The organism is Epilithonimonas zeae (assembly GCF_023278365.1).
Taxonomy (GTDB): Bacteria; Bacteroidota; Bacteroidia; order Flavobacteriales; family Weeksellaceae; genus Epilithonimonas; species Epilithonimonas zeae_A.
This window is the reverse complement of record NZ_CP075338.1, coordinates 2320485-2341409: the sequence shown is the minus strand read 5'-3', so window position 1 is coordinate 2341409 and position 20925 is coordinate 2320485. Positions and strand designations below refer to the sequence as shown.

The window sequence follows — 20925 nt, the reverse complement described above, 5'->3', positions numbered from 1 at the left end:
CAATTCTGAATATTAAAAAAGAATGAGCATCTTTGTTCATTCTTTTTTTATGGACAAAAAATCACTCACTTTCGATGAAATTAAATTGAAACTTGTAAACTATTGTGTTTATCAGGATAGATGTCATTATGAAGTGGAGCTAAAGATGAAAGAATTTCTTTTGATTCCGGAAGCTAAAGATAAAATTTTTCTTTACCTGATTAAAGAAAATTATCTCAATGAAGAACGTTTTACAAGAAGTTATATCCGGGGGAAGTTTTATATCAAACATTGGGGGAGGAACAAAATCAAAATGAATCTTAAACAAAAAGGAATTACAGAGAAGTTAATTTCTAAATCGATGGATGAAATTGATGCTGATGATTACGAAAAAACTGTAAATAAGATTTATCAGGATTATTTTTCCAAACAAAAAGGACTGAAAGAGTATCAGAAAAAAAGTAAGACAATCAAACATTTGATATCCAAAGGCTTTGAATATGATGTTATCTTAGATGTTATTAATAATGAATAAAATAGCATATTAAATTAAATTAATATACCGTTTTACTATAAGAGTTTAAAATATTTCTTAAAAATTGATAAATAATTCTTAATTTCGTCGCAAATTAGATTAATTAAAATTCAATGAAAAAGCTAATTGTCGTTTACGCTTTGTTATTATTCGGATTAACGAATGCTCAGTCGATTAAATATGGAGTTACCGGAAGTTTTCACAAAGGCTCTATTGCAGGAATTCACGGAGTTTCGAAAGGTGATTTTGGAGGTAATGTTGGAGTTTTTGCGGACTTTTCATTAGTCACAAATGATATATATGATTCGGCTTGGTTATATTTCACACCTCAATTGGAAGTATACACAATTGGCGAAAAGGGAGATTGGAATGAGGATAAAAAGGATTACCAAAAATATAGCAACGTTTATGTTGCTGTACCTTTATATATCAAATATTATTTGAAGAACCATGGCTATAAAGGTGATATCTTTATTATGGCTGGTCCTAAATTGGAGTTTTTAGCGAGTGAAAAAACCGATGAAGGAAATGCTGTGAAAGAAGCAGAAGCTTTAGGTTTTGATTCTAATAAGTTCGGATTAGGTCACAGAATGGATAAATTCAGTTATGGATTATCAATTAAAGTTGGTGCAAAAGTAAATGACAAGCTTGAAGCTTTCATTAGATTTGACAGAGGTTTTGCTAAGATTTATCCAGATTATGCAAAAAACGCAACATACAATAGATTTTTAGGGATTGGTCTAAGTTATTATTTGGGCGAAACTAACTAATAAGATTATATTTATACCACAAGAACTCTTGATTTTGTGGATTTACAAAATGAAGAATCACATATTTCTTTTAATTATATTCTTTTTGGTTGCATCTTGTAAGCCCAAAAAGAATATGGTTTATATGAGTAATCATAATTTCGAACAAGAAACTAGTCAAGCTAGATATACAGGGCTGAAAATTAAAGAAGGAGATGTCTTGGAGATTACAGTCTCTGCATTTGATGAGAACGCAGTTAAGGCGTTTAATCTTTCAACAATTACTTCTACTAATCTTTCCGGTGATAATACTGTAACTTCTAGACCCAATCAGTATATTGTTTCGACAGATGGTTATATTAATTTTCCTGTGCTCGGGAAGGTTTTTTGTATTGGCATGACAAAACAACAATTAAATGCAGATTTAGAACAAAGGTTAAAGTTATATCTAACCGACCCAATAATAGATGTTAAATTGGTAAATCTTAATATTTCTGTTTTAGGAGAAGTTAAGAATCCGGGAATCAAAACTTCTGCAACAGAACGTATTAATCTATTTCAAGCTTTGGCATTGGCAGGAGATATGACAGAAGCGGGAGATAGAACTAAGGTAAAACTCCTTAGGTATTCTGAAGAAAGTAAAAAAGATTCTGTAATAGTATTAGATTTTTCAGAAGCCAGCATTGTTAATTCACAGTATTACTATTTGCAGCAGAATGATATTCTTTATGTCGAACCAGATAGAAATAAACAGATAGTTGCTAATACAACAAACCCTAATAGAACTTTATTTTTACAAATATTAGCAGTTGCAGTAAGCGTTGCTGCATTACTTATAAGATTTACAAACTAACTTAAAAATGGAGTTATTAGATCCTAATGTGACCTCTCACGCCAAGAAAATTAATTTTAAGAAGGAGTTATTTAGGTTTCTTAAATATTGGTATTGGATTGTGATAAGTGTTGTATTGTTTTATGCTGCATCTTATTTCTATCTAAAATATACGCAACCAAAATACTCTTCAAAAACCACTTTATTATTTCAACAATCAAATCCAAATAAGAATGCTTTAAATGATTTAAAGAATTTAGGAATGGGAGTCAGTGATGATACTGAATTGCAGGGAGAAGCTTCTGTTATAATCTCAAAGCCGATTCTTCAAAAAGTAGTTAAAAGTTTAAATTTAGATGTTTCCTTTTTTGCTAAAGGTAAAATTAGAGAAATAGAACTATACAACTTGGCACCCTACAAAGCTTTTATTATTTCTACTAAAAAAGATTTCTATGGAGCTTCATATTATATAGAACCAGTTAATAATAATGCATATCGTTTGTCAGAAGGACCTTTGAAAAACAAATCAATTTTCAGATATGGGGAAGTTGTAGAATTACCTTGGGGAACGATAAAGATTGGAAGGAATATAGATGGATATAAACCTTATAAAAATTTTGTTGTCTTTAAAAATGATAATACAGTTGTAAAACAATTAGAATCAGGTGTAGTTACAAAACTGCCTGGTAGTCTATTAATGGATTTAACACTTGTAGGTAACACACCTCAGAAGTCTGAAGATATACTGAATGAGATTACTAAACAATACAATATTGATGGTGTTAATGATAAAAATGCAGAGGCAGAAAATACACAAAATTTTATTAATGAAAGATTAGATTTGATTACCAGTGATTTAGATAATATCGAAAAAGATAAGGAAAACTTTAAAAAAGCTAATCAACTAACGGATCTTGATATTCAGGCAAATGTTGCTGTTACAAGATTAACAGGTAATGTTGAAAATATTTTCAACGAGTCTGCACAGCTAGAAGTGATTAATGCATTATATGAAAAGGCTGTTTCAGGGAAAGAACAATTGTTTCCCACTGGCTTGGGTCTCAATGAAACAACAGAGTCACTTTTAGGACAATATAATGAGCTGCTTTTAACCAAAAAGAGAACTCTAAAGCAGGCTACCGATATTAACCCAACAATCAAAAGTTATGACAAACAATTGAGTGATTTGTTATCTTCGGTAAGAAGTAATTTACAAGAAGCAAGATCTCAATTACAGAAAAAAATTGGTCAAACCAATCAAGAGATTGGACAGGATAAATCTACAATTAACAAATATCCAACACAGGAAAAAATCTTTCGTAATATAGAACGCCAGCGTAATCTAAAAGAATCTATCTATTTGTATTTGTTGCAAAAAAGAGAAGAAAATGCCATTACCTTAGCTGTGACAACTCCTAAAGCGAAAGTGGTCAATCCTGCTTATACTACAGGTATAGTACAACCAAATTATAAACAAATCCGAATTGCTGCAATAATTTTGGGGCTATTATTGCCCTTAATAATTATTTTTATAATGAAAGTTTTGGATTCTAAAATCAGAACTAAAGACGATGTGCAGATTATCATTCCTGATATACCTATTGTTGGTGAGATCCCTAATAACACATCACAGAGACCTATAATAGAGAACAATGATTTCACAATTTTTGCAGAATCATTCAGAATTTTGACATCTAATATAAAATTTATACTTAGGTCGAAACAAATTTATAAAGGTGGTGTTATTTTAGTTTCGTCTTCTGTGAAAGGAGAAGGTAAAACTACAATTTCTATAAATACGGCTTTGAGTTTGGCAGGAGGAGCTAAAGTATTATTAATTGGTGCAGATATAAGAAATCCTCAACTTCATAAATATATAAGTAATCAAAATAAAGGCTTAACTGATTATTTGGTGTCAGAAACAGATGATATTAGTAGTTATATTATCAATTCTCAATTGAATGACAATTTGGATGTTTTATTTAGTGGTAGTAAAGCCCCAAATCCAAATGATTTATTGGATATGCAAAAGTTTGATGATATGATTATTAAGTTGAAACAAAAATATGATTACATACTTCTTGATTCGGCACCAGTAATGTTGGTAAGCGATTCTCTTCATTTGGTAGATGTTTCTGACTTAATTCTTTATACAATAAAATCAGATTTCACAGAGAATGAAATGCTGATTTTTACAGACCAGTTCCGAAGAGATAATGATATCCAAAATTTAGTCTTTGTACTGAATAATGTGAAACCAGAATATGCTAGATATGAGTACAAGTATGGTTATGGATATTATAGTGATGTGAAGCAAGAGAATTTTGTTAGTCGCTTATTTAAGAGATAGTCTTCATTTGAATAAATACTATATTTTGTCTACAAATAAAACTATTGCAAAGAACGCTCTGTTCCTATATTTTCGTATGTTTCTTACAATGGGAGTGGGTTTGTTTACTTCGAGACTTGTATTACAAGCTTTAGGCGTAGTTGATTATGGTATTTATGGTTTGGTAGGTGGTATTGTCTCTACGTTTGCTTTTTTAAACTCAGCAATGGCTTCTGCAACACAAAGATATTTGTCCTTCGATATTGGAAGAAATGATTTTGATCGTTTACAGAAAACTTTTAATGCTACACTTAATATTCATATTCTAATTTCATTAATCATATTATTTTTTGCAGAAACCATTGGATTATGGTTTGTGAATTACAAATTACAGATTCCTGCTGATCGAATAGTAGCAGCAAATTGGGTTTTCCAGTTTTCAATATTTGCATTCGTTTTAGAAGTAATTCAAGTGCCATATAATGCTTTATTGTTTGCTAGAGAACACATGAATGTGTATGCTTATGTCAGTATTTTAGAGACAGCACTTAAGTTATTAATTGTATATTTATTAGTACAGATCAACACAGATAAGCTAATACTTTATTCCATCTTGACATTTTGTGTTGTATTTATTATAAGGACGATTTATAAAATTTACTGTAAAAAACATTTCAAAGAAGCTACATACAAGTTTTATTTTGATAAAAACTATTACAAGGAATTAATGAGCTATTCTGGTTGGAATTTATTTGGTAATATTGCTAATATTGCCAGAGGGCAAGGTAGTAATATATTGCTAAACTTGTTCTTTGGACCCATCGCTAATACTGCTTATAGTTTAACCTTAATGGTTCAAGGCATAATTGGATCTTTCGTAGGAAATTTTCAAGTAGCGCTCAACCCTCAGATTACAAAAAGTTTTGCAAAGGATGAAGTAGAGAAGACACTAAATCTGATACATAAAAGTTCGAAGTTTTCTTTTTTTGCAATGTTTATACTAGTCATTCCATTTTTAGATAATATAGACTACATTATGCACCTTTGGCTCAATAAAGTGCCACCCTATGCTATTAGTTTTTTAAAATTGGCATTAATTTATTCTTTAATAGAGACAATCTCAAACCCGTTAATGGTTGGGGCTCAAGCAACGGGTAAAATAAAATGGTATCAGATTATAATTGGTAGTTTTATTTTCCTTACATTACCTATAACTTGGATTACTTTTTATTTTACCTCTAACCCTATCAATGTATATTGGATTTTAATTATCAATTCTTTAATAGCCTTAGTATTCAGGATTTTGTTTCTTAGAAAAATGATTGGATTAAATGTTGTTAAATATTTAAAAGAGGTTATATTTCCTATTAGTTTAGTAATTGTTGCTGTAAGTTCATTTATCTATTTATCAACAAGTTTTTTTGCAAAGATTTATCTTGATAATTATTTTTTAGACTTTATTTTAAAAGCTGCAATTTTAGCAATAGTAATTTTTATTTTGATTATATTATTAGGATTAAGCCAATCTGATAGATCAAAATTTTCTCAGATAATAAAAGAAAAATTTAATTTTTAATTTTATGAAAGCGGATAATATTAATTACAAGAAGGTTGCTATACTGGGACCTCATGATAGAATGAACTATGGCGATTTGCTATTTCCTATAATGCTGGATTTTGCTATATCAAAGAAAGCGAATAAAGAAATTACTTTATCGAAGTATTCTATTGTAAATTCTGATCTAACCGATAAAGGAGCATTTGCTTCAAAAAATTATAAAAAACTAATATCTGATATAAATAATAATAAGATTAATATTATCATTATTGCCGGAGGAGAAAGTTTGGGCGCTACTTGGGCTAGGTTGTATTCTTTTATAAATCCGATCTATTCTATAATCTATGAAAAAACACCATTTGCCACATCAAAATACATTTATCCAATCATAAAAAAGATTCTTGGAGCAAACTCCGAATTCCCTTTTTTTATTAATAAGAAAGATTTTAAACAAGATGTAAAAGTTATATACAATTCTGTTGGAGGTGTAAATTATATAAATAATGTAGAAAGAATTGAGGATGCGGATTATTTCGCTGTTAGAGATTCAAATGGTTATGCGAAAATTAAAAATCTATCAAAGAAGGTGTACAATTATCCTGATTCTGCTATTATTATGTCAGACATATTTAGCAAGGATAGATTAAAGAAAAAATTAACAGAAAAAAATCAACTATTTACAAACTACATTTTTTTTCAGATATCCGAATTTAAAATTCAGAATGAGGTTAGTAAGACAATTGAAGAGCTATTTAAAATATTAAGTAATACGAATTATAATATTGTGTTGTGTCCCATAGGTACTGCAAAAGGACATGAGGATCATATAATTTTAAATAAAATATACTTAGAATTAAAAAAAACGTTTGAGAATCGATTAACTCTAATCATACAACCATCTGTAGAGGTTATTATGGGATTAATTGCATTTTCACAAATGTATATTGGTACTAGCTTACATGGCGTTATTACAGCAATGAGTTTTGGAGTAAAATATATGGGATTAAATCCAAAGCAAACGAAAGTTTATAATTATATTGATACTTGGTCAAATCTAAATGTAGATCATCTGATAGCTCCCACATATGATTTTTATAAAAATTTTGTCAATATTATTGGCGAAGAAGATCTTTCAAAACTAATATTAGAATCTGCAGTAAAGCAGAAAGAAAAATATTATGAAAGTGTTGATAATATAATTTCTATAATAGGAGAGTAATGAAGATATTATCAGTCATCATAACCTATAACTCAGAGAAATGGATTGAGAAGAATCTTAATTCTATTTTCCAAAACGGTTTTTTAGGAGATGTCCTAGTAATAGATAATGGTTCAATAGACAATACTTTAAAAATTGTTAAAGAAAAATTTCCTGAGGTTAGATTAATAGAATCTAAGGAAAATTTAGGCTTTGCCAAGGCAAATAATTTAGGTTTTGAAATTGCTGAAGATGAAGAATATGATTTTGTATTTTTAGTAAATCATGATGGATGGTTATTACAAGATTTTTGGAATGCAATTATTCCTGTACTTACATCTGCAGATTACAAAGATTATGGTTTACTGTCTCCAGTTCATTTTGATGAAACTGAGGCAGACTTTGATTACGGCTTTAAAAAATATGTTAACGTATCAGCTTTAAAAACTCAAAATGATAAAGTTATCGATACACAATTCATCAATGGTGCATTTCTGTTTATTTCTCTAAAATCATTAAAAGTAATAAAAGGTTTTGATCCTATTTTCTTTTTTTATGGAGAAGATATAGACTTGTGTTTACGTGCTAAAAAACATGGATTTAAAATTGGAATTATAAAAGACGCAAAGGTAGTTCACGACAGAAAAGAGAGAGAGATGACACCAGAGCGCTCTTGGAATCATCTGGTAGCACGTTACCTAATACAAATTAAAGTTATAGAAGGCGGTTTTTTTATTAGTTTCTACAAAACTATTTATAGCCTTATTAAGGAAATGTTCACAAAAAAAGAAAATAATAAAAATTATAAAAAACTGTTGTATTATTTATTTGAAAATAAGAGTAAAATTAAAAAATCTTATCAGACATACAATTAATGAAAGCATCGGTTATTATTACAACTTACAAAAGAGCTGCTTTTTTACTAAATGCTATTGAGAGTGTATTGTCGCAAAGTGTTATTGCAGAAGTAATCGTGGTAGATGATAACGGTTTCGGCTCTTTGGAACAGATTGAGACTTATAAAGTTTTAGAACCTTACCTAGACAAGATTATCTATATTGCATTATCCGTGAACTCAGGGGCTTGTTTTGCGCGAAATAAAGGAATTGAAACAGCCAAAGGAGAATATATATTTTTTTTGGATGATGATGATGTTTTCTTACCTTCAAAGGTAGAAATTCAGACTGCTTTTTTAGATAATCATCTACAATTGGAAGGTTGTCTTGCTGCTTTTAAAAGAATTAATTATGAAACTAATGAGGAAATTTTAGCGGATTCTAATTCTCCTGTTGTTGGTAATTATAAAAATTTCGTTATCAAAGGCAATTTTTTTACACCAATGCTTTGTATAAGAAAAAGTGCAATTGAGGCGATTGGTGGATTCGATAATATAGCACGTTTTCAAGATAGATATCTAATGATAAAAGCATTATTGAATAATTATAATTTTGAAATTATTAATGATGCTTTGCATATTATGTATGAACATCAGGATGAAAGAATTACGCAGGCAGGAGTGGAAAAAAGTTTAAAATCCTTAGATATTATTAAAAATGAAGTCCTGAAGACTAAAGAAAAATTCACGGATAAAGAATGGTTGACATATCTTCAGAAAGATTTTAGAATGAGAGGGATGTTTTTTTATATTTCTAAGCATTATAAAATTAGACTAAAAGGAATTGTTTACTTTTTAAAATCGTTCCAGACTATTTATAACATTTATGACTTGAAGATGATTTTTAAAACAATTTTAAAATAAGCTATGCATTTTCGATCAGATATAAGTTTTTTGCGAGCTATTTCAGTTTTAATTGTTATGTTTTTCCATTTTCAGATTAATGGCTTTTCTGGCGGATTCATTGGTGTAGACGTATTTTTTGTAATCTCAGGATTTCTAATGACCCAAATAACATTAAAGGGTTTTGAAAATGATAAATTTTCTTTAAAGGATTTTTACATCAAAAGAGCAAAACGTATTTTTCCTGCATTGTTGATAATGCTTTGTTTTGTTTTATTAATTTCCATTTTTCTGTTTCTAAAAGCAGATTTGAAACTAAATGCAAAATATGTTTTATTAGCTAATTTTTTCTCTTCGAATCTATATTTCTGGAAATATCAAAACTATTTTAGTTCTGGTGATAATATATTGCTCCATACATGGTCTTTGGGATTAGAGTGGCAATTTTATTTGATTTATCCTCTATTGCTTCTATTGCTGAGAAAAACTTTTTTAACAAAGGAAAAACTTTTTTGGATTATAATGGCAATAATAACTATTGCTTCCTTTTTTATAATGCTTCTGTTTTACAAGGAGGATAACAATTTTACATTTTATATGTTGCCTTCTCGTTTTTGGGAGCTTAGTATTGGTGGTCTTGCATTAGGATTTAGCCGTGTTTTTAAATGTAATCAAGTATTTAGAAAATGGGTTACATACATTTCAATCATCACTATTTTATTATCTTGTTTTTTTATTTCCGAAAGTATTATCTGGCCTTCTTATTATACTATTATACCTGTATTAGCTACTACATTCGTGCTTTATTCGGATATTAATTCTATATTATTTAATAATAAAATCACGAAGCTGCTAGGAGATATATCTTATTCATTATACCTATGGCATTGGCCTTGGTTTGTGCTTTTTAAATACTTTGGATTTATAAGCGGTGGATCTATTTTTCTATTAATAATTTTATCTATTTTATCCGCTTTATTGTCATATTATTTTATAGAGAAGAATAAACTTTTTGCCAATGGTAGATTAATTATTTTCCTAACTGTTGTTATCACTTTAAGCTCAGGTTTTATTTTCTCGAAACCAGACAAACTAAAGTTTTTATCATTATATGAGAATAGAAAATTTGAAATAGCAAACTACTCAAAAGATTATGAGAAATTTAGAGAAAAGCAGTTTAACCCTTGTGGATGCTATGTAACTAATAATGATAAGATTTCAAAATATAATATTAAAAAATGTCAAGCATTTTCAACAGAGAAAAAAAATATCTTCTTAATTGGAGATAGTCACATGGCTCACTTTTCCAGTGCATTTAGAAAAGAACAACGCTATAATTGGTTAGAGCTTAGTTTAGGCTATATGCTCCCTATTCCAGTAGAAAATGGTAAGAAAGAGAGAAGAGCATTGCAAAATGACTTTTTTAATAAAATGATAAAAAACAACCATTCAAAAATAGATATAGTTATTATTTCTGCCCATTGGATGATGCGCCATAATCCAAATATCAATCTTTCAGAAGATGAAATGCTAACTGGTATCAAGTCACTAATTACTAACTTGGAATATCATCATGTCAAATATTTATTTATTGGTCAATCGGAAACATATAAACTAGATTTTCCTAAAGTGCAAATGTTGGAAGAGCTGGGAAGAAGGAACAATGAGTTTCTTTCCGATGAAGCGTATGATATCAACAAAAAACTTAAAACTATTATTCCAAAAGAAAATTATGTTGATATTTATAATGTACCTTTAATTATTAAATCCAATAATTCTGAAAATCAAGTTTATATGTTTGATAGTAATCATTATTCTAATTATGGTGCAGAACAATGTGTGCAAAAAATTATAATGCCAAGAATACATCAAATTATTAAATAGAGTATGTCAATCTCAATACAGAAATCTAACCAACTTAAATCAATAGCAATATTGATGATGTTGTTTTTGCATCTATTCAATCAAGATTATCTGAATGTTTTTAAACCGATTATTTTTATTGGCATGAAACCATTGTCATATTATTTATCTTTATTTTGTGATGCATGTGTACCAATCTTTTCTTTCGTTAGTGGGTATGGTTTGTATTATACATATCAAAAAAATAAAATCATATATAGATATAATAATTTAAAGAAGCTAAAAAAACTATACATCAATTATTGGATAATTTTATTGTTGTTTGCCGTTATAATAGGCAGTTTGCTCAAATTGGAAGGATATCCGGGCACTATAAACAAGTTAATACTTAATTTGTCAGCTATAGATCCCACATATAATGGAGCTTGGTGGTTTTTAACCATTTATATTTTATTTGTGTTATCATCTGCATTTTGGTTTTCCTTGTTGGAAAAAACGAATCCCTATTTTCTCTTTTTATTTTTTCTAATATTATATTTAATAGCATTTTATTTCAGAATATATAAAACTAATATTTTTGAAAATAATTTATTAGAGTATATTCATAGGTATGCTGCATTGTATTTCTGCACTCTATTCCAATTTATGCTTGGTTCTTTTGCCTGCAAATTTGAATGGAATAATAAAGTAGATTTTATATTAGAAAAAATAAAATATAAAAATATTATAAGTATAACTTGTATAGGGTTGTTAATCTTTTTTCATAGTATATTTCCTAATTTTATTATAGCTCCTTTTACAGGAGTAGGATTTATATTTTTGTTTTTACAAATTAATATTTCGAAAGTTGGAAATAAGATTTTAGACTATTTTACTCCACATACAACTAATATATGGCTTATCCATCTTTTCTTCAGTATGATTTATTTTTCGAAACTTATTTATAGTTTTCAATATGTCCCTGCTATATTCTTAGTTTTGATTATTCTTAGTTTGTTTAGTTCTTATATAGTGAATTATATTAATAGAAAAATATCTTAAGAAATGAAGCTTTTATATATTACAAACGGAATCAATGGTTCAGGTGGTTTAGAAAGGGTTCTTTCTATAAAAGCATCTTACTTTGCAGAGCATTTCGGTTACGAAGTCACAATTTTGTCTCTTAATAATGCGCATTTAGATCCTTTTTATGAATTTAGTTCTAAGATAAAATTATTTTCTATTGATGTGAAAGGCTCTCCACTACATTATTTTAAAATGTATAAAGGTGAGATTCAGAGAATAGTTAATGATTTGAACCCCGATATAATCTCAGTTTGTGATGATGGACTAAAGGCTTTTTTCTTACCTTCCATTATTAAGTCTAATGCAAAATGGATTTATGAAAGACACGTTTCAAAATTAATAGAAGCCAAGGTAGGGCAAAGTTTAGCAAAAAAAAGTATAACGAGACTCAAATGGAGTATTATGGAAAAGCTTGGGAAAACATTCTCTAGTTTTGTTGTCCTTACAGAAGGAAACAAAAAAGAGTGGCCTTCTCTTAAAAATATAAAAGTAATTTCGAATCCATTATCTTTCTATCCTACTGAGTCTTCAAAATTAGACTCCAAAATTGTAATTTGTGTAGGTAAAATTTCATATCAAAAAGGGCAAGATATATTAGTTCAGGCTTGGGAAATTGTTAATCAAAAATTTCCAGATTGGCAATTGTGTTTATATGGAAAAGAAAATATAAGTGTGTTGGACACGGATCATCTTTCGCATAATATTCATCATTATCAACCTGTAAAGGAAATAGAGCAAAAATATTTAGAAAGTTCGGTTTATGTAATGTCTTCTCGTTTTGAAGGTTTTGGAATGGTACTTATAGAAGCTATGGCTTGTGGTTTACCTTGCATATCTTTTGATTGTGATTATGGACCGTCAGATATCATCTCAGATAACAAGGATGGTCTTCTTGTAGAGAATGGTAATATTGATCAATTGGCACAAAAAATAATACAATTGATAGATAATAAAGAATTAAGAAATAATTTTGGTTTGCAAGCGAAACAAAATGTTAAAAGATATGAGATGAGAATGATAGCAAGTCAATGGAAATCATTATTTAAAAATTTGAAATCTTGAAAATAGTCTTCAATACAGATCAGGTTTATTTACACGGAGGTATAGAAAAGGTGATGGCCACAAAGGCTAATTACTGGTCTAATAATCCGGATATTCAAGTTTATATTATAACCACTGAACAGAATAGTCATAAGGCTTGCTATCCATTAGACGAAAGAATAAATCTTGTAGATCTTGGTGTTAATTATAATCGTTCAAAATCCTATTTTTCTATTGAAAATTTATTAAAGGCTTTTTCTCATATCAAAAAACAAAAAAAGCTTTTTGGAAAACTAAAACCAGACGTTATTATTTCTCCCAATTTTAATTTTGATCACTATTGGTTACCATTTATAAAAGGGAAATCTCAATTGATTAAAGAAAGACACGGTTCCCGATACAAAGAAGAGAGTACTAGAAAAAATAAATCTTTGCTTAACAAATTAAAGTTTATGTTCAATGATTGGCTGGATTCTAAGTACAATACTATTGTGGTTCTGAACGAAGATGAAAAAAAATATGTTAAATCTGGAAATGCCGTTGTAATTCCTAATCCTATAGAATCTCAAAGTATACAGTCTGATTTAATTAATAAAAAAGTTATGGCAGCTGGGCGTATATCACCAGTCAAAGCTTTCGATCAGCTTATAATGTCTTGGGCTTTGGTTAATAGAGATTTTCCTGACTGGCAGTTAGATATATATGGACCGGATTATTTAGAAACGCAGAAGAATTTAATGATATTAGTAAACGATTTGCAATTACAGAATGTTGTTCATTTTAAAGGAAGTACAAATAATATTCCTCTAAAAATGGCAGAGTATTCTATTTATGCAATGACTTCTGAAACCGAATGTTTTCCTATGGTTTTATTAGAAGCGCTTTCCGTGGGGCTGCCAATTGTATCTTATGATTGCCCCACTGGTCCTAGAAATATTATAACAAATAAAAGTGATGGATTATTAGTAGATGATAAAAATATAAACTCTTTTGCAGAAAATTTAGAATCGTTGATTAAAGACGTAAATTTGAGGTCGACAATGGGAAAAAATGCTAAACATAATGTCCAACGTTTTACAATTTCTGAAGTAATGAATCAATGGCAATCGTTATTCAAATTTAGCTGATGTTTGATTGGATACCAGTTGAAGTATACACTAATGTGCAGTATTATGTATTGTTAATAATATCAATACTAATTATTGTACATGCAATGGTTTTTGATATTAAAGATTCGAAAAGTATTGCATTTTTTAATGTCTTCGGTGCTTTCTTCATTATTCTTCTAACCATCTATATGGGACAGAGACCTCTTAGTGGTAAATATTTTGGAGATACAGCAAACTATGCAAGGATATATGCTGATTTGCAACAAGGTAAGGAATTAATAATTGAAAAAGACTACCTCTTTAACTATCTTATGCAGTTTTCTAGCAACTACATATCAATCCATAGTTTTTATCAATTTTTAGACATACTGTATATTTTGCCAATTTTTTTATTTTCCAGAAAATATTTTGGAAAATATTGGTTCTTTGCTTTCTATATGTTTATCACCTCATTTTCATTCTGGTCTTATGGGGTCAATGGATTAAGAAATGGATTAGCAACTTCTTTATTTGTTTTGGGATTATACTTTTATGACAAAAAAGTTTTAATGTACGTTTGTATGTTGTTAGGTTATTTTATGCACGCATCATTAATTATCCCTATAGCGGCATTACTTGTCTCTGGTTTATACAAAAATCCTAAAATTTACTTATACATTTGGTTATTGGCAATTCCACTTTCATTGGCAGGAGGAGGTATGTGGGCAAATTTTTTTTCGTCGTTAGGTTTTGCTGAAGACAGAACACAGGGGTATCTTACCGGCGGTTCCGATGAATATAATAGTCAGTTCTCTCAGACTGGTTTTCGCTGGGACTTTTTACTTTATAGTGCATCAGCAATTTTTGCAGGATGGTATTTTATTTTCAAAAAAAATATTATAGATAGATTTTATATTCATATGCTTGGAATATATTGTATAGCAAACGCCTTTTGGATTTTAGTAATTACAGCTGCTTTCAGCAATCGTTTTGCTTACTTATCTTGGTTTTTAATGCCTGCTGTTATAGCATATCCAATGTTTAGATATAAAATTTGGAAAGACCAGTATAAAGTTTTTGCTGTTATACTGGTCTTATACTTTATGTTTACTTTTTTTATGAATGTGATTAAATAATGAAGACAGTTACAATTTTTACGCCTACATATAATAGGGCTCATTTGCTTACTAGATTATATAATAGTTTACTTAATCAGACCAATCAGGATTTTGTTTGGTTAATTATAGATGATGGATCTACAGATAATACCAAAAGTTTAGTAGAAGACTGGCAGTCTGAAAAAAGAATAGAAATTCTATATCACTTCAAACAAAATGGCGGTATGCATACTGGTCATAACAAAGCTTATGAGCTTATCAATACAGAGCTAAATGTATGTATTGATTCTGATGACTATATGCCAAATGATGCAATAGCGAAAATAGTTACTTTTTGGAACACTACTGTTGATAAGGATAAAATTGCTGGAATTGTAGGCTTGGATGCTACAGAAAATGGAGATGTAATTGGAACTAAGATTCCGGAGTATTTAAAAAAAGGAAGTCTATCTGACTTATACAGAAAACATCATGTCACGGGAGATAAGAAAGTAGTTTTACGGACTGATATTGTTAAAAAATATCCTGCTTACCCAGAATATGAAAATGAAAAGCTGGTGCCACTAGGTATATTATATTTAATAATTGGTAAAGATTATGATTTTTTATATTCTAATAATATCTATTGTATTGTAGAATATCAAGAAAATGGATCGTCTAATACAATTTTAAAACAATACAGACAATCTCCTAAAGGTTTTGCATACTCTAGGTTAATACGACTTAAATATATAGATGATTGGAAGATTAATCTAAAAGATGCCATGCATTTAGTATCATCAACTATGTTTATGAAAGATTGGAAGTTCCTTTTAAAGAGCGAGAAGAAGATTATTACCTTGTTATCTATCCCCTTTGGAATAGCTCTTAATTTATATATTAAAACAAGGCTTAAAGATAACTAATGAAAATCTTACATTATATAAACAATTTAGGTTCTGGAGGAGCTGAAAAGTTACTTGTAGACATTCTGCCATTAATTAGTGGGAAGGGTAATACGGTACATCTGCTATTGGCTAATGGAAATCAGAATATCAAAAAATATGAAGATGAACTTTTGAAAAATAACATAAGAATTATAGATTTAAAAAAATCACTTTATAATCCAGCACAAATTTTTAATTTAATTTCTCTTATACGAAAAGAAAAATATGACATAGTTCACGCCCACCTTTTCCCAACACAATATTGGCTTGCGATAGCTTCATTTTTTATTTCTTCAAAAACAAAACTAATAAAAACAGAACATTCTGTATATAATTCGCGTAATAGAAAACCTTATCTAAAATTACTCGAAATAATCATTTATAAGAGATACTCTACAATCATCGCTATAACCGAAATGGTAAATACTGTTTTTACGAAGTGGCTGAATCATAACAAAATTGTTACTATTAATAACGGTGTTAATTTGCAAGAAATAAACTCTCTGAAAAACAGCAATCTTTCAAATTATGATTTTATAAAAAATGATTCATTTAACATTTTGATGGTTGGTCGCTTTGATTTTATTGCAAAAGATCAAATGTCATTAATAGAAGCTATACATTTAATAAAAAATCCCAACATAAAAGTTTTTTTTGCAGGAGAAGGACCTAATTTGGAAAATGTAAAAGAAAAAGTCAAAGATTTGGGACTACAAGATTGTATTGATTTTTTAGGTCTGCGAACAGATGTTTACAAATTAATGAGCCTGGTTGATTTGAATGTTTTATCAACCAATAAAGAAGGTTTGTCTGGTGTCGCTTTAGAATCATTAGCATCTGGTAAACCTTTCATTGGTTCTAATGTAGAAGGTGTTTTTGATATTGTGCCAGATTCGTCATATCTCTTCCCTCCTAGGTCTCCTAGGATTTTAGCGGATAAGATTATTGAATTAAAAGATAACCTGTTGCTTAGAGAGCAGAATGTGAGAAATGCAATTATGCATGTGCAAAAATTTGACATAAACAAGATGGTCGAAAGTTATTTAATAGAATATAAGAATACTTTAAACACTAATAATTAATGAGTTCCATTGAAATTTTTATATCGGGTGACTTTTGTCCTATTAATAGGATTGAAAGTCTTATAGATAAGAGAGACTATGAAGCTGTACTGAACGATGTATTGCCAATATTACAAAATGTAGACTTAGCAATAACAAATTTGGAATGCCCGCTTACAGACTCTAAAACTCCTATTAAGAAAGTGGGGGCAGCAATAAAAGCTAAAGTAACATCTGTAAACCTTCTCAAGATAGGTAATTTTGGTCTCGTAACTTTGGCTAATAATCATATTTTAGATTATGGTGAAGAAGGTATAAAATCTACACTTGAAGTATGTGAAGAGAATCATATTAATACTGTAGGTGCAGGATTGACTTTAAAAGATGCTGAAAAGGTTTTTATTACAGAAATAAAATCAAAAAAAATTGGCTTTTATAATCTTGCGGAAAACGAATTTGGAAATACCTATGGAGAAAAAGCGGGAGCTAATCCTCTTGATCCAGTAAAAAACTCGTATGATATCAAAAAAGCGAAATCCCAATGTGATTTTCTATTTGTGATTGTTCACGGAGGGAGAGAGCACTATCAACTTCCAAGTCCTAGAGTACAGGAATTGTATAGGTTTTTTGCAGATTGTGGTGCTGATGCTGTTGTTGCACATCATACGCACTGCTATAGTGGATATGAATTATATAATAATGTCCCAATTTTTTACAGTCTCGGAAATTTTATTTTTGATTACAAGAAAAAGTATCAAAAAGGAACTTGGACTCAAGGTTACGGTGTTATTTTTAAATTATTGGATGATAACTTACAATTTGAAATTGTTCCTTTCAATCAAGGTCGAGAACAAGATCCCACCCTTAGATTACTTAATGCATCAGAAAAAGAAATTTTTGATAAAAAATTAAATGATTTTAACAGAATAATAAGTAATTCGGGAGATTTGCAGAACTCTTGGGATGATTATATTACTACTCAAGAGTTATCATATAAAAGTAATCTATTGATTCAAAATAAGTATGTCAGAGAGCTAATAAGAAGAAAATATCTTCCCGAGTTTTTTTTACATTCTGATGAGCACAAGTTGTTATTATTAAATTTATTGAGATGTGAAACCCATCGCGAAATTTTGATTGATGTTCTCACCAAATCTAATTAGTTAAAATGAAAGAAAAACTCTACCAACTCCTTCCCGATTTTTTGCAGGGATTACTTATATCACTATTCAATTATTTAGCGTATAAGGATCGATATGGAGCCAATTATAAAAAATACAGGACTCTTTTTTGGGAAAACAGAAGCCTTTCTTTGGAAGATTTAAAAAAGAAACAAGAAGAGAGTTTTAATAAGTTTCTTTCACAATCTATCGAAAATTCTAAATTTTATAATCACTATCCATCAGTTAAGCTAGAAAATATAAGACTGCTCCCCATTCTGAATAAAGAAGATTTAAGAAAAGATATCAACCAAGTTTATACCATTAGCAAAAAGGAAGGGATTGTCTCCAAAACAGGAGGGACAACGGGGAAATCTCTTCAAGTGTTATTCACCAAAGATAATATGCAGGAACGTTTTGCGATGTTGGATGATTTCAGAGCACGTTTTGGATATGAGTTGGGTAAAAAAACAGCTTGGTTTTCGGGTAAAAATCTGTTAACTCCGGCGGATATCAAGAAGGAAAGATTCTGGAAAACTGATATTTTTTATAAAGTAAGGTATTATTCAACATTTCATATTAAGGAAGATTATCTCAAACATTATGTAGAAGATCTAATCAAATTTTCTCCAGAGTTTCTAGTAGGGTTTCCATCCAGTATATTGGAAATAGCAAAATTTGGTCTCAAAAACAATTATGATTTTCCCAAAGATACAGTTAAAGCTATTTTTCCTACTGCCGAAACCATCACACAGGAAATGAGAGAGGTAATTGGGAAATTTTTTAAGACAAAACTTGTAGATCAATATGCGTCATCAGAAGGAGCACCTTTTATTTTTGAATGTAATAATGGGAACTTGCATCTTGAACTGCAAAGTGGAGTTTTCGAAGTGCTGGATGATGAAAATAATCCCACGCAATCCGGTCGCTTGATAGTTACTTCTTTTACCACAGAAGGAACCCCTCTCATACGATACGATATCGGAGACTCTATAGGATTGGAAGACGGTAAAAAATACTGTAATTGTGGGAATAATAATCCATTAGTAAAACATATTTTAGGTAGGATCGACGATTACATCTATTCTCCTGAAAATGGTAAAATTAATTTAGGAAATATATCTAATACTTTGAAAGATACAGAGGGAATTGTCAAATTTCAAGCTATTCAGAATAGTCTTGATGCGTTAGAGATTTTAGTAATTATAGATGAGAATGTCTATTCAAAGAAAATAGAAGATGTTTTTTTAAAAAACTGGAAAGATAGATTGGGAGATAATATGACTATTAAATTAACTTATCTAAAAGATATACCGGTTGAGAAAAGTGGGAAATTCCGGATGGTCAAAAACCATATTAAAGATTTGATAGATAACTCCTAAAATTAAATCTTAAAACTTTAGTTGTATCGCTTTTATAAGATTAAACTTAAAATATTTATCTTCAGACGACCTATAATTATTTTTACAAAAATTAGGATGAATGCCAAAATTGTTTAGAATTACAACTGTACCAATTTCTGTGGAAAAGCTTCTGGGAAACCAATTGACTTATATGAATCAGTTTTTTGATGTCACTGCTATTTCATCTGATAAAAAAGAATTATCCAGAATTGGAGTAGATTTAGGTGTTAAAACTTATGCCATAGAGATGTCTCGCCAGATAACACCTTTTAAAGATCTGAAATCTCTTTGGTTAATGTATTGCTATTTTAAAAAAGAAAAGCCAGATATTGTCCACACTCATACACCAAAAGCAGGATTAATAGGGATGTTGGCAGCAAAAATAGCTGGAGTAAAGATGAGGTTGCACACCGTTGCTGGTTTACCTTTAATGGAAACTTCTGGAGTTAAACGTATCTTGTTGAATAACATAGAGAAGTTAACTTATGCATGTGCAACAAAAGTGTATCCTAACTCTTATGGTCTTCGGGATTTTATTTTAAATGAAAAATTGTGTCATTCAAAAAAGCTCCACGTAATTTGCAATGGCAGTACAAACGGTATAGACACAGATTATTTTAATCCTGATTTATTTTCTCAGGAAAAAAAACGGAATTTGCGGAAGGAGTTGGGAATTGATGAAAACAACTTCGTATTTGTATTCGTAGGAAGATTGGTAAAAGATAAAGGAATTAATGAGTTGGTTTCAGCATTCAGAAAGATATCTTTAGAGATTAATCAAAACTCAAGTTTAACGAGATTTAAACTTCTTCTTGTAGGATCTTTGGAAGAGGATTTAGATCCACTATTGCCAGAAACTCTAACTGAAATTAATCATAATCACAATATAATATCGGTAGGTTTTCAAAAAGATGTACGACCTTATTTGGCTATAAGTAATGCACTCGTTTTCCCCAGCTACAGAGAAGGATTTCCCAATGTAGTGATGCAGGCGGGTGCAATGGGATTACCCTCAATCGTTTCTAATATCAATGGTTGTAATGAGATTATTATAGGAAATGAGAATGGGATTATAGTTTCTGCAAAAAATGAAATTGAATTAGAAACTGCTATGGAAAAAATCTTAGACAATCATCATTTATATCAATCTATGGCAATTAATGCTAGACCAATGATTGAAAGCAGATATCAGCAGCAATTGATTTGGGACTATATAAAAAAAGAATACTTAACATAAAGATTTGTTAGTTGGTTTAGAAATTGTTACAGGATTATAAAGCTT

At 29.6% G+C, this 20925-nt stretch carries 18 protein-coding genes; all 18 read left to right on the top strand.

The features are described 5' to 3' along the window. Positions 1-22: 22 nt before the first annotated feature. The 18 genes from KI430_RS10435 to KI430_RS10350 all read left to right on the top strand — a co-directional run bounded on the left by KI430_RS10435 (position 23) and on the right by KI430_RS10350 (position 20880). The gene (locus tag KI430_RS10435) at positions 23-514 is read left to right on the top strand and encodes a regulatory protein RecX (RefSeq protein ID WP_410744653.1); all 492 of its coding nucleotides are present in this window, start codon (positions 23-25) and stop codon (positions 512-514) included. 113 nt (positions 515-627) lie between these two features. Beyond that, entirely contained in the window at positions 628-1284 is a 657-nt protein-coding gene (locus KI430_RS10430; protein ID WP_248874587.1) for an outer membrane beta-barrel protein, read from the top strand. Positions 1285-1333: 49 nt separating this feature from the next. After that, a complete protein-coding gene (locus KI430_RS10425; protein WP_248874585.1) occupies positions 1334-2116 on the top strand; it encodes a polysaccharide biosynthesis/export family protein in 783 nt (260 codons plus the stop codon). A gap of 7 nt (positions 2117-2123) precedes the next feature. Continuing rightward, positions 2124-4445: a GumC family protein gene (locus KI430_RS10420; protein ID WP_248874583.1), complete on the top strand. Its 2322-nt coding sequence runs from the start codon at positions 2124-2126 to the stop codon at positions 4443-4445. A gap of 25 nt (positions 4446-4470) precedes the next feature. After that, positions 4471-6000, top strand: coding sequence for a lipopolysaccharide biosynthesis protein (locus KI430_RS10415; RefSeq protein ID WP_248874580.1), 1530 nt, complete (start codon positions 4471-4473; stop codon positions 5998-6000). Between the two features lie 4 nt (positions 6001-6004). Beyond that, positions 6005-7201, top strand: coding sequence for a polysaccharide pyruvyl transferase family protein (locus KI430_RS10410; RefSeq protein ID WP_248874578.1), 1197 nt, complete (start codon positions 6005-6007; stop codon positions 7199-7201). Further along, entirely contained in the window at positions 7201-8055 is an 855-nt protein-coding gene (locus KI430_RS10405) for a glycosyltransferase family 2 protein (RefSeq protein ID WP_248874576.1), read from the top strand. Before KI430_RS10410 ends, KI430_RS10405 begins: the two co-directional genes overlap by 1 nt. Beyond that, complete coding sequence (locus KI430_RS10400; protein ID WP_248874573.1) at positions 8055-8939, top strand: glycosyltransferase family 2 protein; 885 nt, start codon at positions 8055-8057, stop codon at positions 8937-8939. Before KI430_RS10405 ends, KI430_RS10400 begins: the two co-directional genes overlap by 1 nt. Positions 8940-8942: 3 nt before the next feature. Then, complete coding sequence (locus KI430_RS10395) at positions 8943-10802, top strand: acyltransferase family protein (protein WP_248874572.1); 1860 nt, start codon at positions 8943-8945, stop codon at positions 10800-10802. A gap of 3 nt (positions 10803-10805) precedes the next feature. Further along, positions 10806-11822: an acyltransferase family protein gene (locus KI430_RS10390; RefSeq protein ID WP_248874570.1), complete on the top strand. Its 1017-nt coding sequence runs from the start codon at positions 10806-10808 to the stop codon at positions 11820-11822. A gap of 3 nt (positions 11823-11825) precedes the next feature. Beyond that, complete coding sequence (locus KI430_RS10385; protein WP_248874568.1) at positions 11826-12908, top strand: glycosyltransferase family 4 protein; 1083 nt, start codon at positions 11826-11828, stop codon at positions 12906-12908. Then, positions 12905-14014 carry a glycosyltransferase family 4 protein gene (locus KI430_RS10380; RefSeq protein ID WP_248874566.1) on the top strand — a complete coding sequence of 370 codons (1110 nt, stop codon included), beginning with the start codon at positions 12905-12907 and terminating at the stop codon, positions 14012-14014. The genes KI430_RS10385 and KI430_RS10380 overlap by 4 nt, the downstream gene beginning before the upstream one ends. Then, complete coding sequence (locus KI430_RS10375; RefSeq protein WP_248874564.1) at positions 14014-15111, top strand: EpsG family protein; 1098 nt, start codon at positions 14014-14016, stop codon at positions 15109-15111. Before KI430_RS10380 ends, KI430_RS10375 begins: the two co-directional genes overlap by 1 nt. Further along, complete coding sequence (locus KI430_RS10370; RefSeq protein WP_248874562.1) at positions 15111-15998, top strand: glycosyltransferase family 2 protein; 888 nt, start codon at positions 15111-15113, stop codon at positions 15996-15998. The genes KI430_RS10375 and KI430_RS10370 overlap by 1 nt, the downstream gene beginning before the upstream one ends. Further along, on the top strand, positions 15998-17101 hold the full coding sequence (locus tag KI430_RS10365; RefSeq protein ID WP_248874560.1) for a glycosyltransferase: 1104 nt from the start codon (positions 15998-16000) through the stop codon (positions 17099-17101). The genes KI430_RS10370 and KI430_RS10365 overlap by 1 nt, the downstream gene beginning before the upstream one ends. Next, positions 17101-18243, top strand: a complete 1143-nt coding sequence (locus KI430_RS10360; RefSeq protein WP_248874558.1) for a CapA family protein — start codon at positions 17101-17103, stop codon at positions 18241-18243. The genes KI430_RS10365 and KI430_RS10360 overlap by 1 nt, the downstream gene beginning before the upstream one ends. Positions 18244-18248: 5 nt before the next feature. After that, complete coding sequence (locus KI430_RS10355) at positions 18249-19622, top strand: phenylacetate--CoA ligase family protein (protein ID WP_248874556.1); 1374 nt, start codon at positions 18249-18251, stop codon at positions 19620-19622. A 100-nt stretch (positions 19623-19722) separates the two neighbouring features. Beyond that, a complete protein-coding gene (locus KI430_RS10350; RefSeq protein ID WP_248874554.1) occupies positions 19723-20880 on the top strand; it encodes a glycosyltransferase family 4 protein in 1158 nt (385 codons plus the stop codon). Positions 20881-20925 lie beyond the last annotated feature (45 nt).

What these genes read in the sequence shown, in the direction of transcription:
- KI430_RS10420 (WP_248874583.1), top strand. Translation starts at nt 2,124, where the DNA reads ATGGAGTTATTAGATCCTAATGTGACCTCTCACGCCAAGAAAATTAAT.
- KI430_RS10425 (WP_248874585.1), top strand. Translation starts at nt 1,334, where the DNA reads ATGAAGAATCACATATTTCTTTTAATTATATTCTTTTTGGTTGCATCT.
- KI430_RS10400 (WP_248874573.1), top strand. Translation starts at nt 8,055, where the DNA reads ATGAAAGCATCGGTTATTATTACAACTTACAAAAGAGCTGCTTTTTTA.
- KI430_RS10430 (WP_248874587.1), top strand. Translation starts at nt 628, where the DNA reads ATGAAAAAGCTAATTGTCGTTTACGCTTTGTTATTATTCGGATTAACG.
- KI430_RS10395 (WP_248874572.1), top strand. Translation starts at nt 8,943, where the DNA reads ATGCATTTTCGATCAGATATAAGTTTTTTGCGAGCTATTTCAGTTTTA.
- KI430_RS10410 (WP_248874578.1), top strand. Translation starts at nt 6,005, where the DNA reads ATGAAAGCGGATAATATTAATTACAAGAAGGTTGCTATACTGGGACCT.
- KI430_RS10365 (WP_248874560.1), top strand. Translation starts at nt 15,998, where the DNA reads ATGAAAATCTTACATTATATAAACAATTTAGGTTCTGGAGGAGCTGAA.
- KI430_RS10435 (WP_410744653.1), top strand. Translation starts at nt 23, where the DNA reads ATGAGCATCTTTGTTCATTCTTTTTTTATGGACAAAAAATCACTCACT.
- KI430_RS10390 (WP_248874570.1), top strand. Translation starts at nt 10,806, where the DNA reads ATGTCAATCTCAATACAGAAATCTAACCAACTTAAATCAATAGCAATA.
- KI430_RS10370 (WP_248874562.1), top strand. Translation starts at nt 15,111, where the DNA reads ATGAAGACAGTTACAATTTTTACGCCTACATATAATAGGGCTCATTTG.
- KI430_RS10385 (WP_248874568.1), top strand. Translation starts at nt 11,826, where the DNA reads ATGAAGCTTTTATATATTACAAACGGAATCAATGGTTCAGGTGGTTTA.
- KI430_RS10360 (WP_248874558.1), top strand. Translation starts at nt 17,101, where the DNA reads ATGAGTTCCATTGAAATTTTTATATCGGGTGACTTTTGTCCTATTAAT.
- KI430_RS10375 (WP_248874564.1), top strand. Translation starts at nt 14,014, where the DNA reads ATGTTTGATTGGATACCAGTTGAAGTATACACTAATGTGCAGTATTAT.
- KI430_RS10405 (WP_248874576.1), top strand. Translation starts at nt 7,201, where the DNA reads ATGAAGATATTATCAGTCATCATAACCTATAACTCAGAGAAATGGATT.
- KI430_RS10350 (WP_248874554.1), top strand. Translation starts at nt 19,723, where the DNA reads ATGCCAAAATTGTTTAGAATTACAACTGTACCAATTTCTGTGGAAAAG.
- KI430_RS10355 (WP_248874556.1), top strand. Translation starts at nt 18,249, where the DNA reads ATGAAAGAAAAACTCTACCAACTCCTTCCCGATTTTTTGCAGGGATTA.